General features: G+C 59.6%; 20 protein-coding genes. 10 read left to right on the top strand and 10 right to left on the bottom strand.

What is annotated here, in order from left to right; genetic code table 11:
• Positions 1–2 precede the first annotated feature (2 nt).
• From odhB to GOW60_RS21340, 5 genes are all read left to right on the top strand, one after another.
• Complete coding sequence (gene odhB, locus GOW60_RS14260; RefSeq protein WP_171229789.1) at positions 3–1517, top strand: 2-oxoglutarate dehydrogenase complex dihydrolipoyllysine-residue succinyltransferase; 1515 nt, start codon at positions 3–5, stop codon at positions 1515–1517.
• 2 nt (positions 1518–1519) lie between these two features.
• A complete protein-coding gene (locus tag GOW60_RS14265; RefSeq protein ID WP_152456823.1) occupies positions 1520–1789 on the top strand; it encodes a hypothetical protein in 270 nt (89 codons plus the stop codon).
• Positions 1790–1861: 72 nt separating this feature from the next.
• Complete coding sequence (gene lpdA, locus GOW60_RS14270) at positions 1862–3250, top strand: dihydrolipoyl dehydrogenase (protein WP_171229790.1); 1389 nt, start codon at positions 1862–1864, stop codon at positions 3248–3250.
• Positions 3251–3277: 27 nt separating this feature from the next.
• On the top strand, positions 3278–3406 hold the full coding sequence (locus GOW60_RS21335; RefSeq protein ID WP_256369186.1) for a hypothetical protein: 129 nt from the start codon (positions 3278–3280) through the stop codon (positions 3404–3406).
• A gap of 27 nt (positions 3407–3433) precedes the next feature.
• Positions 3434–3562, top strand: a complete 129-nt coding sequence (locus GOW60_RS21340; RefSeq protein WP_256369187.1) for a hypothetical protein — start codon at positions 3434–3436, stop codon at positions 3560–3562.
• A 21-nt stretch (positions 3563–3583) separates the two neighbouring features.
• On the opposite strand, the gene GOW60_RS14275 is transcribed toward GOW60_RS21340, so the two are convergent.
• On the bottom strand, positions 3584–4162 hold the full coding sequence (locus GOW60_RS14275; protein ID WP_171229791.1) for a TetR/AcrR family transcriptional regulator: 579 nt from the start codon (positions 4160–4162) through the stop codon (positions 3584–3586).
• A gap of 102 nt (positions 4163–4264) precedes the next feature.
• On the opposite strand from GOW60_RS14275, the gene GOW60_RS14280 reads away from it, so the two are divergent.
• The gene (locus GOW60_RS14280; RefSeq protein WP_171171173.1) at positions 4265–4858 is read left to right on the top strand and encodes an NAD(P)H-dependent oxidoreductase; all 594 of its coding nucleotides are present in this window, start codon (positions 4265–4267) and stop codon (positions 4856–4858) included.
• A 20-nt stretch (positions 4859–4878) separates the two neighbouring features.
• On the opposite strand, the gene GOW60_RS14285 is transcribed toward GOW60_RS14280, so the two are convergent.
• Genes GOW60_RS14285 through GOW60_RS14300 form a run of 4 tightly spaced genes read right to left on the bottom strand, consistent with a single transcriptional unit; the run spans position 4879 to position 7784 of the window.
• Positions 4879–5484, bottom strand: coding sequence for a pyridoxamine 5'-phosphate oxidase family protein (locus tag GOW60_RS14285; RefSeq protein ID WP_171229792.1), 606 nt, complete (start codon positions 5482–5484; stop codon positions 4879–4881).
• On the bottom strand, positions 5468–6211 hold the full coding sequence (locus tag GOW60_RS14290) for a 1-acyl-sn-glycerol-3-phosphate acyltransferase (RefSeq protein WP_171229793.1): 744 nt from the start codon (positions 6209–6211) through the stop codon (positions 5468–5470). Before GOW60_RS14290 ends, GOW60_RS14285 begins: the two co-directional genes overlap by 17 nt.
• Entirely contained in the window at positions 6211–7110 is a 900-nt protein-coding gene (locus GOW60_RS14295) for an ABC transporter permease (protein ID WP_171229794.1), read from the bottom strand. The genes GOW60_RS14290 and GOW60_RS14295 overlap by 1 nt, the downstream gene beginning before the upstream one ends.
• Positions 7107–7784 (bottom strand): cell division ATP-binding protein FtsE, encoded by a 678-nt coding sequence (locus GOW60_RS14300; RefSeq protein ID WP_152456816.1) that lies wholly within the window; start codon positions 7782–7784, stop codon positions 7107–7109. The genes GOW60_RS14295 and GOW60_RS14300 overlap by 4 nt, the downstream gene beginning before the upstream one ends.
• 182 nt (positions 7785–7966) lie before the next feature.
• Between GOW60_RS14300 and GOW60_RS14305 the strand changes: the two genes are divergently transcribed.
• A complete protein-coding gene (locus GOW60_RS14305; protein WP_171229795.1) occupies positions 7967–8707 on the top strand; it encodes a zinc-ribbon domain-containing protein in 741 nt (246 codons plus the stop codon).
• Positions 8708–8710: 3 nt separating this feature from the next.
• Here the strand turns inward: GOW60_RS14305 and GOW60_RS14310 are convergent, their stop codons facing one another.
• The 5 genes from GOW60_RS14310 to argH all read right to left on the bottom strand — a co-directional run bounded on the left by GOW60_RS14310 (position 8711) and on the right by argH (position 14448).
• Entirely contained in the window at positions 8711–11254 is a 2544-nt protein-coding gene (locus GOW60_RS14310) for a TIGR02302 family protein (protein ID WP_371813365.1), read from the bottom strand.
• A gap of 37 nt (positions 11255–11291) precedes the next feature.
• Positions 11292–12557 carry a diaminopimelate decarboxylase gene (gene lysA, locus GOW60_RS14315; RefSeq protein WP_171229796.1) on the bottom strand — a complete coding sequence of 422 codons (1266 nt, stop codon included), beginning with the start codon at positions 12555–12557 and terminating at the stop codon, positions 11292–11294.
• Between the two features lie 62 nt (positions 12558–12619).
• The gene (locus tag GOW60_RS14320) at positions 12620–12775 is read right to left on the bottom strand and encodes a hypothetical protein (protein ID WP_171229797.1); all 156 of its coding nucleotides are present in this window, start codon (positions 12773–12775) and stop codon (positions 12620–12622) included.
• 87 nt (positions 12776–12862) lie between these two features.
• The gene (locus GOW60_RS14325) at positions 12863–13060 is read right to left on the bottom strand and encodes a hypothetical protein (protein WP_171229798.1); all 198 of its coding nucleotides are present in this window, start codon (positions 13058–13060) and stop codon (positions 12863–12865) included.
• Positions 13060–14448 (bottom strand): argininosuccinate lyase, encoded by a 1389-nt coding sequence (gene argH, locus GOW60_RS14330; protein WP_171229799.1) that lies wholly within the window; start codon positions 14446–14448, stop codon positions 13060–13062. The genes GOW60_RS14325 and argH overlap by 1 nt, the downstream gene beginning before the upstream one ends.
• A gap of 21 nt (positions 14449–14469) precedes the next feature.
• Between argH and GOW60_RS14335 the strand changes: the two genes are divergently transcribed.
• The 3 genes from GOW60_RS14335 (at position 14470) to GOW60_RS14345 (ending at position 15882) form a co-directional block, all read left to right on the top strand.
• The gene (locus GOW60_RS14335) at positions 14470–15036 is read left to right on the top strand and encodes a TlpA disulfide reductase family protein (RefSeq protein ID WP_171119716.1); all 567 of its coding nucleotides are present in this window, start codon (positions 14470–14472) and stop codon (positions 15034–15036) included.
• Between the two features lie 63 nt (positions 15037–15099).
• Positions 15100–15468: a hypothetical protein gene (locus GOW60_RS14340; RefSeq protein ID WP_152456811.1), complete on the top strand. Its 369-nt coding sequence runs from the start codon at positions 15100–15102 to the stop codon at positions 15466–15468.
• An 84-nt stretch (positions 15469–15552) separates the two neighbouring features.
• Positions 15553–15882: a hypothetical protein gene (locus tag GOW60_RS14345; protein WP_152456810.1), complete on the top strand. Its 330-nt coding sequence runs from the start codon at positions 15553–15555 to the stop codon at positions 15880–15882.
• The last annotated feature ends 59 nt before the right edge of the window (positions 15883–15941 follow it).

Here is a 15941-nt window from a genome sequence, read left to right on the forward strand (position 1 = left end):
CGATGACGATTGAAGTTCGTGTTCCCACGCTTGGCGAATCGGTCACCGAAGCCACTGTTGCAACATGGTTCAAAAAGCCCGGTGATGCAGTCGCCGTGGATGAGATGCTGTGTGAGCTGGAGACTGACAAGGTGACGGTCGAAGTGCCCTCTCCCTCTGCCGGCGTGATGGGTGAGATTGTGGCCGCCGAAGGCGACACGGTTGGTGTCGATGCTCTGCTGGCGACGATTGCTGCCGGTGAAGGTGCGGCCGCGCCTGCCCCGGCAACAGCCGCAGCACCCCCCGAGGCCGCGCCCTCTGCATCGGGCGGGTCGGTTGACGTGATGGTGCCCACGCTTGGCGAATCCGTGACAGAGGCAACTGTTTCGACCTGGTTCAAGCAAGTCGGCGACAGCGTCGCGCAGGACGAGATGCTGTGTGAGTTGGAAACCGACAAAGTCTCGGTCGAGGTACCCGCGCCGGCTGCGGGTGTTCTGGCGGAAATCGTCGCGCCGGAAGGTGCAACTGTTGATGCAACCGCAAAGCTGGCCGTCATCTCGGGCGCGGCCGCAGGCGCAGCCCCTGCACCGGCTGCTGCTGTGTCGGCTCCTGCTGCGGCAAGCACCGGCAAGGATGTTGCAAATGCGCCGTCTGCCGAAAAGGCGATGGCCGAAGCCGGGTTGTCAGCCGATCAGGTTACCGGCACCGGTCGCGATGGTCGCATCATGAAGGAAGATGTCGCCAAGGCGGTTGCGGCTGCTTCGGCCCCCGCACCTGCGGCGGCTGCGCCGGCGCCCGTTGCTCAGGTTCCGCGCGCACCGGTTGCTGCCGAAGATGAAGCCCGCGAAGAGCGTGTACGGATGACCCGTCTGCGTCAGACCATCGCCAAGCGCCTGAAGGATGCGCAGAACACCGCCGCGATCCTGACCACCTATAACGAGGTGGACATGACCGAGGTCATGGCCCTGCGCAATCAGTACAAGGACCAGTTCGAGAAGAAGCACGGTGTGCGCCTGGGCTTCATGTCCTTCTTCACCAAGGCCTGCTGCCATGCCCTGAAAGAAGTGCCCGAGGTCAATGCCGAAATCGATGGCACCGACATCGTCTACAAGAACTTCGTTCACATGGGCGTTGCTGCCGGCACGCCGCAGGGTCTGGTGGTTCCGGTCATTCGCGACGCGGACAGCATGTCCTTTGCAGCCATTGAAAAAGCCATCGCCGAAAAGGGCAAGCGCGCCCGCGATGGCAAGCTTTCGATGGCCGAGATGCAGGGCGGCACCTTCACAATCTCGAACGGTGGCGTCTACGGCTCGCTGATGTCCTCGCCGATCCTGAACCCCCCGCAGTCGGGCATTCTGGGCATGCACAAGATCCAGGAACGGCCGATGGTCATCAATGGCGAGATCAAGATCCGCCCGATGATGTATCTGGCCCTGTCCTATGACCACCGCATTGTTGACGGCAAGGGCGCCGTAACCTTCCTGGTTCGCGTGAAAGAGGCGCTTGAAGATCCGCGCCGCCTGCTGATGGATCTGTAACCATGGCGACACATGTACTCTGGCAGGCCGATGTGGCCGATTTCGACGCCTGGCTGAAAGTGTTCCGCGAGGACAAGCCGATGCGCAAGGCCGCGGGTATCCGCGACCTGCATGTCTGGCGCGATCCCGATCAGAAGGACCATGCAATCGCGATGTTCGAGGTGATCAACCTGGACAAGGCGAAGGCATTTTTCGGATCCGAGGAATTGGCAATGCACCACGAACGAGGCGGCATTGCGCATATCTCGATCAAGCTGCTGGAACCTGTTTGACAATAGATATTCCCGACCCGCCAGATCGGGTCGGGAAAGCGCCGGATCGTCCGGTCGGTTTAGGAGAATGTAATGGCAAACTATGACGTCATCGTAATCGGCGCCGGACCCGGCGGCTATGTCTGCGCGATCCGCTGCGCTCAACTGGGCTTGAAAACCGCTGTGGTTGAGGGGCGCGAAACGCTGGGTGGCACTTGCCTGAACGTGGGCTGCATCCCGTCAAAGGCTCTGCTGCATGCCAGCCATCAGCTTCATGAAGCCGAACACAACTTTGCCAAGATGGGCCTGAAGGGCAAATCGCCTTCGGTCGATTGGAAACAGATGCAGGCCTATAAAGATGAGGTGATCGAGGGCAACACCAAGGGCATCGAGTTTCTGTTCAAGAAGAACAAGATCGACTGGCTGAAAGGCTGGGGCTCGATCCCTGCGGCCGGCAAGGTTCAGGTTGGCGATGAAATCCATGAAACCAAGAACATCATCATTGCGTCAGGCTCCGAACCGTCCTCGCTGCCCGGTGTCGAAGTGGATGAGAAAGTCGTTGTGACCTCAACCGGTGTGCTGTCACTGGGCAAGATCCCGAAGAAAATGGTGGTGATCGGCGCGGGTGTGATTGGTCTGGAACTGGGTTCGGTGTACAGCCGCCTGGGCGCCGAAGTGACGGTGATCGAGTTCCTCAAGGAAATCACGCCGGGCATGGACCCGGAAGTACAGAAGACATTCCAGCGTATCCTCAAGAAACAGGGGCTGAATTTCATCATGGGTGCAGCGGTGCAGAAAACCGAAGCAACCAAGACCAAGGCCAAAGTGACATACAAGCTGCTCAAGGACGACAGCGAGCATGTGATCGACGCCGATACCGTGCTGGTGGCCACCGGGCGCAAACCTTATTCCGATGGTCTGGGGCTGGACGCTCTGGGCGTCGAGATGACCCCGCGCGGCCAGATCAAGGTGGGTGCGGACTGGCAAACCAACGTAGCGGGCATCTACGCCATCGGCGACGTGATCGAAGGCCCGATGCTGGCGCACAAGGCCGAAGATGAAGGCATGGCCGCCGCGGAACAGGTTGCGGGCAAGCATGGCCATGTAAACTATGGTGTCATTCCGGGTGTGATCTATACGTGGCCCGAGGTCGCCAATGTCGGTGAAACCGAGGCGACGCTCAAAGAACAAGGTCGTGCCTACAAGGTCGGCAAGTTCATGTTCATGGGCAACGGCCGCGCCAAAGCCAACTTTGCCTCTGACGGGTTCGTCAAGATCCTGGCCGACAAGGAAACCGACCGTATCCTGGGCTGCCACATCATCGGCCCCGCAGCAGGCGATCTGATCCATGAGGTCTGCGTGGCGATGGAATTCGGCGCATCCGCCGAAGATCTGGCCCTGACCTGCCACGCGCACCCGACCTATTCCGAGGCCGTGCGTGAGGCCGCACTGGCTTGCGGCGACGGCCCGATCCACAGCTAGGCAGGTCGGGCTCCGCCCGTTTGACGCGTGAAAGGTCCACCGGACCTTTCATCGGCTGCGCCGAACCACGTCAAACCCTGCCACGCGCATCCGACCTATTCCGAGGCCGTGCGCGAGGCCGCACTGGCTTGCGGCGATGGTCCGATCCACAGCTAGGCAGGTCGGGCTCCGCCCGTTTGACGCGTGAAAGGTCCACCGGACCTTTCATCGGCTGCGCCGAACCACGGCAAACCCTGCCACGCGCATCCGACCTATTCCGAGGCTGTACGCGAGGCCGCACTGGCTTGCGGCGACGGCCCGATCCACAGCTGACAACCTTGATCCCGACAGCGATCAGCCTGTCGGGGTCAACCAGGCATCCAGATAGGTCTCCAACCTGTCGGTGAATGTAGTCGAGGAGTGCAACGCGCAGAATCTTAGTGACATGGCCTGAATGGCAAAGGCCTGCACACCTTCGGCCAATAACTCGGGTGGCACGTCCTTGCGCACCTCTGCATGTTCGAGCCACAGCATCACGACACGGAAATATCGCTCAAAACAATAGGCCACCGGTCCTATTTCGGCGACAGCCGTCGCACCGGAATACCTGATCAACAGATCGAATACATATCGCTCGGAGGTCATGAAACTGTGAACCGGTTCCAGCGCAGTGACGATTTCTGCAACAGTTTTGGGTGGCGTTCCGGCCTCGGCCAGATCCAGACAGGCGTTCAGCTTGTCTGCGATCAGAATTTCCATCAGCGCATCCTTGTCGTGAAAATGCGTGAAAAAAGTGCCCTTCGCGACCCCTGCGGCCTTTACGACTTCTTCCACCCGTAACGCTTCATATCCGCCATTGCGGATGACCTCTTCAGCGGCCGCAAGAAGGTTGGCGCGGGTCTTGATCGTACGTTTCTGAATTGTCTTTTGCATATGGCTCAATCGCATAATTTCTGACCGTGGTCAAATTTTTATTGACCGTGGTCACTTTTTGATTCTATAAACTGACCGCGGTCATTTTTTAGGAGATACCCGATGCAACCGAAAAAGATTCTCATCCTTGACGGACACCCCGCAGAAAGCAGCCTGTCACGCACATTTGCCGAAACGTACAGGGACGCTGCCCGCAAAAACGGGCACGATGTACGGTTGGTTCATCTGAGCGATCTGCAATTCGATTTTGATTTCGGTCAGGGCAATTATCACGACTTCAAACCACTTGAGCCGGTTCTGGAACAAGTGCTGCAAGACTTTGAGTGGAGCGACCATCTGGTCCTGACCACCCCGATGTGGTGGGGCGGCCTTCCAGCCAAACTCAAAGGACTGATCGATCGAATGTTCATTCCGGGGCGAACCTTTGACACACGGAACACTACCAAGATCGGGTTTCCGGCCCCGATGCTGACAGGGCGCACCGCGCGTGTCATCCTGACGTCAGACACGCCGGGATGGTTCATGCGCCTGATATACCGGCAGGCGCTTATCCGTCAGGTACGGGACCAGATTCTTGGGTTCGTCGGCTTCAAACCAACGCGTTTCACCTATTTTTCCGGTGCAAGCTATCCCAAGCCCGGCAGCGTAGATCGCTGGGTGGAAAAAGTATCAAGGATCGGGGCCGCTGCGGTTTGAACCACAGCCGACACCCACATCTACCACATCGTTTTTGCGGCGCGTGCAGGCCATTCCTCGTCATACTGCGCGCCGCCTTCCACGCCGTCTGATGCCTCGGACAGAAGCTGGCCTATCGTGGGAAGATCGCCGCTATCATCACCGCTTGACCAGATACGCGCCCGGATCAGAGCACGGGCACATTGGCTGTATATCTCGGCGATTTCAACGACGACCACGGTCGCTGGGCGTTTGCCGGCCTTCTCGAATTGATGCCGCAGGGTCTCATCCGCCGTTACCCGCGCCAACCCGTTCACCCGAACGACGTTGTTGGACCCCGGAACAAGAAACATCAGCGAAACACGTGGATCGCGCACGATATTGCGCAAACTGTCCAGACGGTTGTTGCCGCGCCAATCCGGCAGAGCCAGCGTATTCGCATCCAGCTCTTTCACCACCGGGCCATCATCGCCCCGAGGGCTGCCATCCACACCTTCAGGGCCAACCGTGCTGAGCACACAGAGGCGCGATGCAAAGATCCACTTGCGATAGAGAGGCGTCAGTTGATGAACGACCTTTCGCAAGGACGCAGCACCGGGCCGACCATACAAAGATTCAAGCGTTTCAATGTCACGAATGTGCTCCATCCGGATCAAACCCCACTTCCAGCATCAACTCGTTGGAACGTGTTTCTATCACGTCTTCCAGCCGGGCAAGGAAGTCGTCCCGGCCAACACCCGGCTCGATTGGGTCGAGGAAATCGACGATCGCAAGGCCCGGTTTGCGCATGACACCCGTTCGGGGCCAGAAGACGCCGGCATTCGTCGCGACCGGAACGCAGGGAAAGCCGAGCCCTTCGTATAGAACGGCTGTTCCAACCTTGTAAGGTTTCTTCGCACCGGGCGCCACACGTGTCCCTTGCGGGTAGATCACAAGCTGTCCGGGTTCCGAAAACTCTTTCGACACATCCTTGACCATCTTGGTCACGGCGGCACCGCGCTTGCCGCGATTGACCGGAATACAGCCAAGTCGCCGCGCATACATTCCAATGACGGGCGTAAACAAAAGCTCGCGCTTCATGATGAACTTGCCGTGTGGAATGGCATCAAAAATTATGATGATATCAAGAAAAGACTGGTGTTTTGCGGCTATGACCACTTCGTTCGTTGGGACCGTACCCCGCACTTCACACCGAATGCCAACCATCCAACGAGCCAGCCACATCGTGCTGCGCGCGTAGGTCTTGCACGCCTTCAGGGCGCCAGCCTTGGAAAACAGTGCATAGGGCAGAAAGACAATGCCAAGGATCAGCATCCAGGCGTAGATCACGATCATGAAGATCAATGACCGAACCCATTGAACAGCCATCAACATCAGGAAAGCTCCTTCAATTTGCGTCGGGCCGCAGCCCAGATGGCAAAAAACGCGACCATGGCACCAAGGATCGGAATAAGAACCGGCAACGCCCAGTCTTTGCCCTGAAAGCCGACGCCAGCCAGAAAACCACCCGATTCCGATGCTTCGGGCAGCATCAGAACACCGGTCATGCCCAGCAATGTACCGACCGATGCCCCAAAGAATGCGCGATATGTAAACCGCCTTACGAATGCGCCCGCTATGAACCCATCGCGTGCACCGACCAGGCGCAGCACTTCGATGATCTGGGCATTTGCAGCAAGCGACGCGTTGGCGGCAAGAGTAATCATGGCCGCGGTCGCACCGCCGATCAGCAGGATCGAAATCCACCCCAGACGACGCAGGGACATCGCCGCATCAACCAAAGGCTCCCGCCACCGCGTGTGATCATCCAGTACGGCGCCCGGCACCTCGGCCCCCAGTCGCAATCGCAACCCAGCCACGTCGATGCCCGGTTCGGTTTCAATGATCTCGATAAGCTGCGGCACGGGCAACGTATCCAGCGGCAGATCCGGCCCGAACCAAGGGGCAAGCAACGCCGCCTGCTCTTCCTGCGTCAAAGCACGGGCCGAGGCCACGCCAGGCGTCTGGCCCAGAACGGTAAGCGCCGCCTCGGTCTGGGCTGCACGCTGTTCCGCTGGCGCGTTGATGCGCAGGGTTGCAGCTCCGGCCAGTTCCGAGGCCCAGCGATCCGCAATGCGCCCCGACGCCAGAGACAGGGCCAGGGCGAATACCGCAAGAAACGCCATCGCACCCGCGACGAACAGAGTCAGGTGTGCCGTGTATCCCGTTGGGGGAACAACCCGGTCTGCCCGTTTGTCACCGCGCAACAGATTTCTGAGGTCAGGACTGATCATAGATCCGCCCCCGCCAGTTGCAGCTTGCGCTGCGAAATACGCAAGACACGGGCCTGTACCTGGCTTTTGGCCGCGCGGATCAGGCTCAGATCATGGGTGGCGATCAGGACGGTTTTGCCCATCCTGTTCAGTTCGATCAGAAGACGCAGCAGCCGTTGCGACATTTCCCAGTCAACATTGCCTGTCGGCTCATCCGCCAAAACCACGTCAGGCGACAATATGACGGCACGCGCCAGAGCGGCCCTTTGCCGCTCGCCGCCGGACAGTTCAGGCGGGAGCGCTTCGAGCCTGGCGCCAAGACCCACCCAGCTGAGCAGCTCGGTCAGGTTTTCCTGCTCGGATGTTTCCGAACGCCCGGACACCATCAGCGGCAACGCGACGTTTTCGGCAAGCGTCATGTGGTCAAGGAACTGACAATCCTGATGCACGACACCAACGCGGCGACGCAATACGGCCAGCTGGTCGCGATCAAGCGTTGAAATATCCTGATCAAACACGCTCAACCGCCCCGAGCTCGGCAGCAGGGCACCATAGCACAGCTTGAGCAACGTGGTCTTGCCCGCCCCGGAAGGCCCGGTCAGAAAGTGAAACGAACCCGGCTGCAATTGTACCGAGACATCACTCAGCAATTCGCCGCCACCATAGGTGTAGCTGACATTTTCCAGCTCGATCACACGTGCCCCCGTTATTTTGCCGCTCTTCTTGCCCGAGCATGGTGATGGTTTCAATGGCTCTACCGAGTCCAATTGGTGACACTTGACCCGCGAAACCGAAAACGCTCTTTGCTGTTGGGTCTTAACCGAATATCATTCCTGAAAAAACTATTATCGGCCCTTCGCCCGGCCGAGGAGGCAGCATGCGTCTTACATGTCCGAATTGCAGCGCGCAGTACGAGGTTCCTGACGAGGTCATCCCCGAGGAAGGCCGCGACGTACAGTGTTCCAATTGCGATCAGACCTGGTTCCAAGCGAAGCACCCTGCCGAAGCCGCAGAGGCACCGGACGAAAAAGCGGAAACCCCTGAACAGGATGACGCATCGCCCGACGTGGTCGACGCTCAGCAGGACGTTGAACCGGAACCTGTTGAAGAAGCGGTATCCGAAGACAAGCCAGAAGTTGATGAACCCGCCGCGCCCACCGGGAATGTCGATCCGTCCGTCGCCAGCATTCTGAGAGAGGAAGCTGCCCGCGAAGCGGAATTGCGGGCGCAGGAAGGCAGCAGCCTCGAAAGTCAACCCGATCTGGGGCTGGATACGCCGCCAGAACCCAAGGTGCGCCCCAAGCGGCCTTCGGCTTCGGAAACCGCTGTCGATGCCGGGCAGAAAGACGCGCTGCCGGATGTCGAAGCCATCAATTCGACCCTGCGATCAGATGAGCCGGAAGAGGTCCCGCAGCCACCCCGCAAATCGGGCGGATTCCTACGCGGTTTCGCGTTGATGCTGATCATCGGCGTGGTTCTGTATCTGATCTATGGAAATGCCCAACAGATCAGCGAAGCAGTCCCTCAGGCCGACCCGTTGCTCAGCTCATACGTGTCGCTTGTAGATCAGGCGCGCATCTGGCTTGAAGCACAGGCTGGATCCGGTGCCCAGAACTGAGGTCTAGAACCGCTCCAACAAACGTTTCAGGTATTCCAGCTCGATCTGGGGGCGGTCCGATTCCCCGGTTCTGCGTCGAATTTCATCCAGCAGTTCCCGCGCCCGGCGATACACGTCTTCGCCTTGCAGCAAATTCTCATCTGTTGAAATCGAACCGGCGGCACCCGGGTTTCGGCCCAGCGGATCGCGGTTGTTGGCTTGCATGTCGCCATCCTGCGTTCCCTGACCCGGCTGATTCTGCTGGTTCTGCGCCATCGCCTCACCCAGCGAACGCATCCCTTCGCGCAGGGCTTCCATGGCCTCGGATTGCCGGTCGATGGCTTCGGCCAGATCATCCCCACGCAGGGCCTGTTCCGCCTCGTCCATGGCGCGCCCGGCCCGATCCAGCGCCTCGCGCGCGGCGTCGCCTTCGGGCGTACCGGCACCGGGCAACCCCTGCTGCTGGCGGCTCAGCTCATCTCTCAGCGCTTGCTGCCGATCCGCAAGTGAGCCTTGACCCTGCTGGCCTTCGCCGGCCTGATCCGAGCCTTCCCCCTGACCGCCCTGACCTTCGTGGCTTTGCCCCCGGCCTTGCCCGCCATTGCGCCCCTCATTGCCCTGGCTTTCACCGGATTGAGCGCCCGGATTGAACTGTTCCTGCAAATCACGGAAAGCCTGATCGCTCAGCCCTTGTTGTTCACGCAGGGTTTCCGCAAGACCTTCCATGGCCTGCTGACCTTCGGACTGCTGCCCTCCGCCCTGGCCCTGAGTCACACGCATGTTTTCCATCATCTGCTGGAACTCTTCCAGCGCCTGCTGGGCTTCGGCCATCCGGCCCTGTTCCATGAGTTCCTGAATGCGGTCCATCATGCGTTGCAGATCATCCTGCGTCATTTGCAGGGACTCGCCGTTCTGGCCCTGCTGACGCTCGCCATCTTCGCCGTTTGGCTGAGCCAACCGTTGCAGCTGTTGGAGGTAATCCTGCGTCGCTTCGCGCAATTCCTGCATCAGTTCCGCGATTTCCTCGTCGCTGGCGCCGTTCTTCATTGCTTCGGTCAAGCGTTCCTGCGCACGCCGCATCCGTTCCAGCGCATCCGCAAGCGTGCCGTCCTCGATCAACACGGCAAGATCCCAGAGGGCCTGGGCGATCTCTGCCTGCTGTTCGGGTTTCAGCCCGTATTGATCAAAGGTCTCAAGCCGCCGCAGCACGACCCTCAGACGCAAATAGGCAGTTTCCGAACGAAACAGGTCCTCTGGCAGATGCGATACAGCCCGCAGCAGTTGCGCGATCCGAGACGCATTGGACCGCGACCACAGCAGATCGCGCCGTTGTTCAATCACCGCAGCGGCCAGCGGATCAAAGAACCGACGGGCCGGAAGGTCGGTCACATAAGGTTCGGAAGACGATTGCTGATCCGCCGCGTCCGTGGCCATCAAGGTGATCCGGACCGGCAAATGCGCCCATGGGTGTTGCGAGAAATCCTCGATCAGATCTTCTGCAAAATCCGCCCGATCGCCGGTGATCGGCATAGGCAGTTCAACCGCGATCGCTTCGCGTGGCTCGGGCTCTGCCGCCAGACCATAGCGGCGGTCAACGGCAGCCAGATCCAGTTCGATCAGGGCAGAGCCTGAAACCACACCATAGTCATCTCCTGCGACGAATGGCAGCTTCATCTGCCCGCCCGCTTCGGCCTCAGCCGATCCGGCCACGGCGATCTGCGGTGCCGTGTCGTCAATGATCTCAAGGGCCCATTCCCGCCCCGCTGGCCCGTCGATGCGCAACTGGCCAGAGCGTTCTGCCACGAACTCCTGCTCGGGGTCGGTCGCCGCCTCGGCCCCCAGGGCCGAGCTGTTTTCCGTCAGGCTATGTGCGCCAACCTCACCATAAAGCCGCAAGGTAACGCGACTGCCTTTGGGAACGGCAAGCTCTGCATCCGTTTGGTCCGCAAGATACAGCGTTGGAAGGCCCGTATAGCGCGGGGGTTCGACCCATCCTTCCCAAGTCGGCCCCTGCCCGGCGGCGGCAGTGCCCGGGGCCATGTCCGCCACCGACCCCACGCGCCACAACGAGCCGAAAACCAGCGCCACGACAAAAGCCAGCAACGCCGCGTAGCGCAGTGCATAAGGATCTCGCGAGGCCAGCCGAAGATCTGGCTTCACGGCCCCGGCCGTCGCGACCCGTTGCGCCATCCGGGCTTTGTGGGCTTGCCACAGCGCCACGGAATCCCGATCGGCCGCACCGATGGCCTGATCATCCATCAAGGCCTGAATTGGGCGTCCCGGCAAGGTCTCATCCAGCCGCACCAAAACGTCGGCGCGCGAGGGCAACTTGAGCCCCCTCAGGCCCAGCACCGCGGCCGTCAAAAACAATCCCAGGGACAGCGCGCCAACTGCCCAGACGATTTCCACGGAAACAACGTCTTGAAGCCCCAGCATCAAAGCCGCAAGCAGAACAAGTACGATCGAGAAAGCCGGCCAGAACGCGCGCAACACCTGTTCTGCCACCATGCCGACATGAGTCAGCCACACGGACAGGCGCGGAATGGGCAGGTTTGAACGGTCGGACAAGACGGGCCTCCGGGGTTAGGCCCGCGCGGTCATCGCGTCAAAGCCATGAAGGTATGGTATCGCGGTTTATGATTTCGTCAAAGCTTGGTCGTTCACGAATGACTGCAAATTGATCACCATTGACCAGAACCTCGGGGATCAGCGGGCGGGTATTGTACTCGCTGGCCATCACCGCACCGTAGGCACCCGCGCTGCGGAAGGCGATCAGGTCACCCGATTTCAGCGGCGGCATGTTGCGTTGTTTGGCAAAAGTGTCACCGGATTCGCAAACCGGGCCCACGATGTCATAGGCTTGCTGTTCCACGCCTGCCGCCGGTTCCTGCACCGCGACGATATCATGATGCGCTTCGTACATCGCCGGGCGGATCAGATCATTCATGGCGCCGTCGACAATCAGGAAATCACGGCCTTCGCCCGACTTCACATAGATCACCTTGCTGACCATCAGCCCCGCATTGCCTGCGATCAGGCGGCCCGGCTCGATCTCGATCTCACAGCCCAGATGGCCCAGTGTTTTCTTGATCAAAGCGCCATATTCCACCGGCAGCGGCGGCGCGTCATTCGAGCGGGTATAGGGGATGCCCAATCCACCGCCCAGGTCAAGACGGCGGATGTTGTGGCCTTCAGCCCGCAACTGCTCGGTCAGTTCGGCCACTTTCGTATAGGCCAGCTCGAATGGTTCGAGTTCCGTCAGCTGCGAGCCGATATGGACGTCGATGCCGATCACCTCCAGTCCCGGCAGGCTGGCCGCATGCGCATAGACGTCCGAGGCGCGGGATATTGGAATTCCAAATTTGTTCTCGGACTTGCCGGTCGCGATCTTGGCGTGGGTCTTGGCATCAACATCCGGATTCACCCGGACCGTGATCGGAGCAACCACACCCAATTCCAGTGCAACGGCGTTGATCACTTCCATCTCGGGCTCGGATTCGACGTTGAACTGACGGATGCCGCCGGTCAGCGCGGTACGAATCTCATCCGCCGTTTTGCCCACGCCGGAGAACACGATCTTGTCGCCGAGAACGCCCGCCGCCTTGGCGCGCAGGTATTCCCCGCCCGAGACCACGTCCATCCCCGCGCCCGCCTGTGCCAGAGTTTTCAGGATCGCCTGATTGCTGGCCGCTTTCATCGCATAGCAGACAAGGTGGTCCGTGCCGTCAAGCGCATCGTCGAACAGTTGAAAATGCCGCAGCAAGGTTGCGGTGGAATAGACATAGAACGGCGTTCCGACCGCGGCAGCGATTTCGGAGACAGGGACATCCTCGGCGAAAAGCGCGCCGTCGCGGTAGAGAAAATGATCCATGTCTGCGCGCTTAGACCAGAAGATGGCTTCGAATCAATGGATTCCGAACCCATCGACCAAGTTTAATTTCGGGTCGAAACTCCAACCCGGCCATAGCCCGAGATCGAAACTCCGGTGCCCGATTGCTTGGGCTCTGCCGCAGGTTCCGGGCGTCTTGCCGATGTAGGTTCGCAAGCCGTCAAAGCCGCAAATACCAGAAACAGTCCTAGTGTTCTCATTTCAGTATCTTTTCTTTGGATGGCATTCGCACCGACATGCCACCTCACGTTGGTGGATATAAAACCGATGCGCAATATCAAAGTGGCTTAGAATCCCAGGTAAATCCCCAGCGGGCCACGGCTCAGACCTACGCCACCGCCTACATACGCTCCACCAGAGCCGACGCCGACGGTTGCACTGACAGTTGGCTGAGCGGGCGCAGGCTGAACGGGTTCACCGTCGGCTCCGCATCCGGCCAGTATTAGGCCGGAGCCTGCAATCAGGATCGCGCGCAGCACGGTCATCACACCATTGCCTTCCATCGTTCAACCTGAGCACGCACCTGATCCGGGGCCGTGCCACCATAGGACTGACGTGAGTTTACAGAATTTTCGACACCAAGGACAGAGTAGACGTCATTTGTGATCTCGGCATGGACCGATTGCATGTCGTCCAGCGTCAGATCGGGCAGGTCGCAGCCCTTCTTCTCGGCCATGGCCACCAGCGATCCGGTAACATGATGCGCGTCGCGGAAGGGCAGGCCCAGCACCCGCACCAGCCAGTCGGCCAGATCGGTCGCGGTGGAGAAGCCCGAACCGGCGGCGGCGGCCAGGCTGTCGCGGTTGGCGGTCATGTCCTTGACCATGCCTTCCATCGCCGCCAGCGCCAGCATCCAGTTGTCGGCGGCGTCAAAAACCTGTTCCTTGTCTTCCTGCATGTCCTTGGAATAGGCCAGCGGCAGGCCCTTCATCACCATCATCAGCGCCGTGTTGGCGCCAAAGATCCGGCCCACCTTGGCGCGGATCAGCTCTGCCGCATCGGGGTTTTTCTTCTGCGGCATGATCGACGATCCGGTCGAGAACCGATCCGACAGGGTGACAAAGCGGAACTGCGCCGAAGACCAGATCACCAGTTCCTCGGCAAAGCGCGACAGGTGCACCGCGCAGATCGAGGCCACGGACAGGAACTCCAGCGCGAAGTCACGGTCGCTGACGGCGTCCAGCGAGTTGGCGGCAGGCCGGTCAAAGCCCAGCGCCTCGGCCGTCATATGGCGGTCGATGGGAAAGGACGTTCCGGCCAGCGCCGCAGCACCCAGTGGCGATTCGTTCATCCGGGCGCGGGCGTCACGAACGCGGGACAGATCACGGCCGAACATCTCGACATAGGCCATCATGTGATGGCCCCATGTCACCGGCTGCGCCGTTTGCAGGTGGGTAAAGCCCGGCATGACCCAATCGGCCCCGGCCTCGGCCTGCGCCAAAAGCGCGCGGATCAGGGCCAGCAGACCGGATTCCGCCGCGTCCAGCTGATCACGAACCCAGAGTTTGAAATCGGTTGCGACCTGGTCATTGCGTGACCGGCCTGTGTGCAAACGGCCTGCGGGCTCTCCGATGATCTTTTTCAGACGGGCCTCGACATTCATGTGGATGTCTTCCAGCGCGGTCGAGAACTGGAACTCTCCGTTCTGGATTTCTGACAAAACGGTGAGCAGCCCTTCCCGAATGGCTTCGGCATCACTATCACTTATGACGCCTGTGGCTGCCAGCATGGCCGCATGGGCGCGCGAGCCTGCGATGTCCTGGGCTGCCATCCGCTGATCGAACCCGATCGAGGCGTTGATTGCCTCCATGATCGCGTCTGGACCGGCGGCAAAGCGGCCGCCCCACATCTGGTTCGAGGATTGATCGGTCATGTAAGAAAACCCGGAGTTGATATGCGCCTATTTCGTTTGATCCCCCTTTATATGGCCCTTGCGCTGGGTGCAAATGCCGCCTTGGCGACCGATGCCGAGACGCTGGCCCCTCTGCGGGAAGACAGCCTGAAACGTCTGATCCTGCACAAGGAACCGAAACCCGCCAAATCAATCGAATTCCAGCTGGAAGATGACGGCGGCGTCGGCACGCTTGCCGATTATGAGGGCAAGTATGTGCTGCTGAATTTCTGGGCCACCTGGTGTGCGCCTTGCCGCAAAGAGATGCCTCAGATCGCTGAACTTCAGGAAGAGTTCGGCGGCGACAAGTTTCAGGTTCTGACACTGGCCACGGGCCGCAACTCGCCAGCCGGCATCAAAAAGTTCTTTGCAGAGAACGGCATCGCCAACCTGCCCCGTCACCAGGACCCCAGTTCGGCTGCTGCCCGTGAGTTCGGCGTCATCGCCTTGCCGATCACGGTCATCCTGAACCCCGAAGGGCAGGAAATCGCCCGGCTGATCGGCGACGCCGAATGGAACTCGGACAGTGCGAAGGCGATCATTTCGACGCTTGTTGGCGCCGAAAGTTAACGCATTTAGAAAAATTTGCGGAATTATGGTACCCTCCCACGCATTAAGAGTGGGAGGTTTTTTATGAAACATACGATTTTATTCCTTGCTGTTGCAGGCACATTGGCAATCGCTGGCGCCGCACACGCGGACTACAAACGGATCAAGACCGCAAAGCAGTTCAATTCCGATATTGTTGGGAAAAAGCTGACCGACGAACAAGGCAATGTTTTTGTCGCGAATGCTGATGGCACGATTTCAGCCAAACTCAAAAGTGGGAAAAAGTTCAGCGGAACCTGGGTCTGGAACAAAAAATTCTGGTGCCGAAACGGAGTATTGGACGGCAAGGCACTGGGCACGGATTGTCAGCTTTGGGAAATTGACGGGGCCACTGCCCGAATGACCCGCGAAAAAGGCAAGGGCAAAACAACCATTTATTCGATCAACAACTAAAGGCGTCAGCCCCTTTCAATCTCGTGATATACTGTTCCTGCCCTGCCGGACAGGGCAGGCATATTGTTGGAAATGGAGGCAATGATGAAACCCGTCGTACTGCTGATCGGACGGTTGCCAAATGTGATCGGTGACGTTGCACGGCAACTGGATCATCTGCCGATTCAGTGGCTGGGCGCACATGACACGGACGAGGTTCGGAAACAGCTGGATGCCGAGCCCCGGATTGCCTGCGCCATCCTGGGCGCGGGGCTTGACGACACGATCCGTGGTGAAATGGTGGGCATTATTGCCGCCCGCCGCCCGGATATCTGCATCCACCTGAAGGATCGTACATCCGGCCCCGAGGGGCTGGTGCCCTTCGTCGAACGTGTGGTGCAACACGAGATACTGGAACGGCTGGAAAACAGCTGACGCAACGCCACCTTTGACAGAGTTTCAACTCCTTTGCACTCTGCGCTCAGGAGGATGGA

This window comes from Ruegeria sp. HKCCA4008 (genome assembly GCF_013033125.1).
Taxonomy (GTDB): Bacteria; Pseudomonadota; Alphaproteobacteria; order Rhodobacterales; family Rhodobacteraceae; genus Ruegeria.

Coding starts and splice junctions, on each gene's coding strand:
- odhB (WP_171229789.1), top strand. CDS start 3: ATGACGATTGAAGTTCGTGTTCCCACGCTTGGCGAATCGGTCACCGAA.
- GOW60_RS14265 (WP_152456823.1), top strand. CDS start 1,520: ATGGCGACACATGTACTCTGGCAGGCCGATGTGGCCGATTTCGACGCC.
- lpdA (WP_171229790.1), top strand. CDS start 1,862: ATGGCAAACTATGACGTCATCGTAATCGGCGCCGGACCCGGCGGCTAT.
- GOW60_RS14275 (WP_171229791.1), bottom strand. CDS start 4,162: ATGCAAAAGACAATTCAGAAACGTACGATCAAGACCCGCGCCAACCTT.
- GOW60_RS14280 (WP_171171173.1), top strand. CDS start 4,265: ATGCAACCGAAAAAGATTCTCATCCTTGACGGACACCCCGCAGAAAGC.
- GOW60_RS14285 (WP_171229792.1), bottom strand. CDS start 5,484: ATGGAGCACATTCGTGACATTGAAACGCTTGAATCTTTGTATGGTCGG.
- GOW60_RS14290 (WP_171229793.1), bottom strand. CDS start 6,211: ATGTTGATGGCTGTTCAATGGGTTCGGTCATTGATCTTCATGATCGTG.
- GOW60_RS14295 (WP_171229794.1), bottom strand. CDS start 7,110: ATGATCAGTCCTGACCTCAGAAATCTGTTGCGCGGTGACAAACGGGCA.
- GOW60_RS14305 (WP_171229795.1), top strand. CDS start 7,967: ATGCGTCTTACATGTCCGAATTGCAGCGCGCAGTACGAGGTTCCTGAC.
- lysA (WP_171229796.1), bottom strand. CDS start 12,557: ATGGATCATTTTCTCTACCGCGACGGCGCGCTTTTCGCCGAGGATGTC.
- GOW60_RS14320 (WP_171229797.1), bottom strand. CDS start 12,775: ATGAGAACACTAGGACTGTTTCTGGTATTTGCGGCTTTGACGGCTTGC.
- GOW60_RS14325 (WP_171229798.1), bottom strand. CDS start 13,060: ATGACCGTGCTGCGCGCGATCCTGATTGCAGGCTCCGGCCTAATACTG.
- argH (WP_171229799.1), bottom strand. CDS start 14,448: ATGACCGATCAATCCTCGAACCAGATGTGGGGCGGCCGCTTTGCCGCC.
- GOW60_RS14335 (WP_171119716.1), top strand. CDS start 14,470: ATGCGCCTATTTCGTTTGATCCCCCTTTATATGGCCCTTGCGCTGGGT.
- GOW60_RS14340 (WP_152456811.1), top strand. CDS start 15,100: ATGAAACATACGATTTTATTCCTTGCTGTTGCAGGCACATTGGCAATC.
- GOW60_RS14345 (WP_152456810.1), top strand. CDS start 15,553: ATGAAACCCGTCGTACTGCTGATCGGACGGTTGCCAAATGTGATCGGT.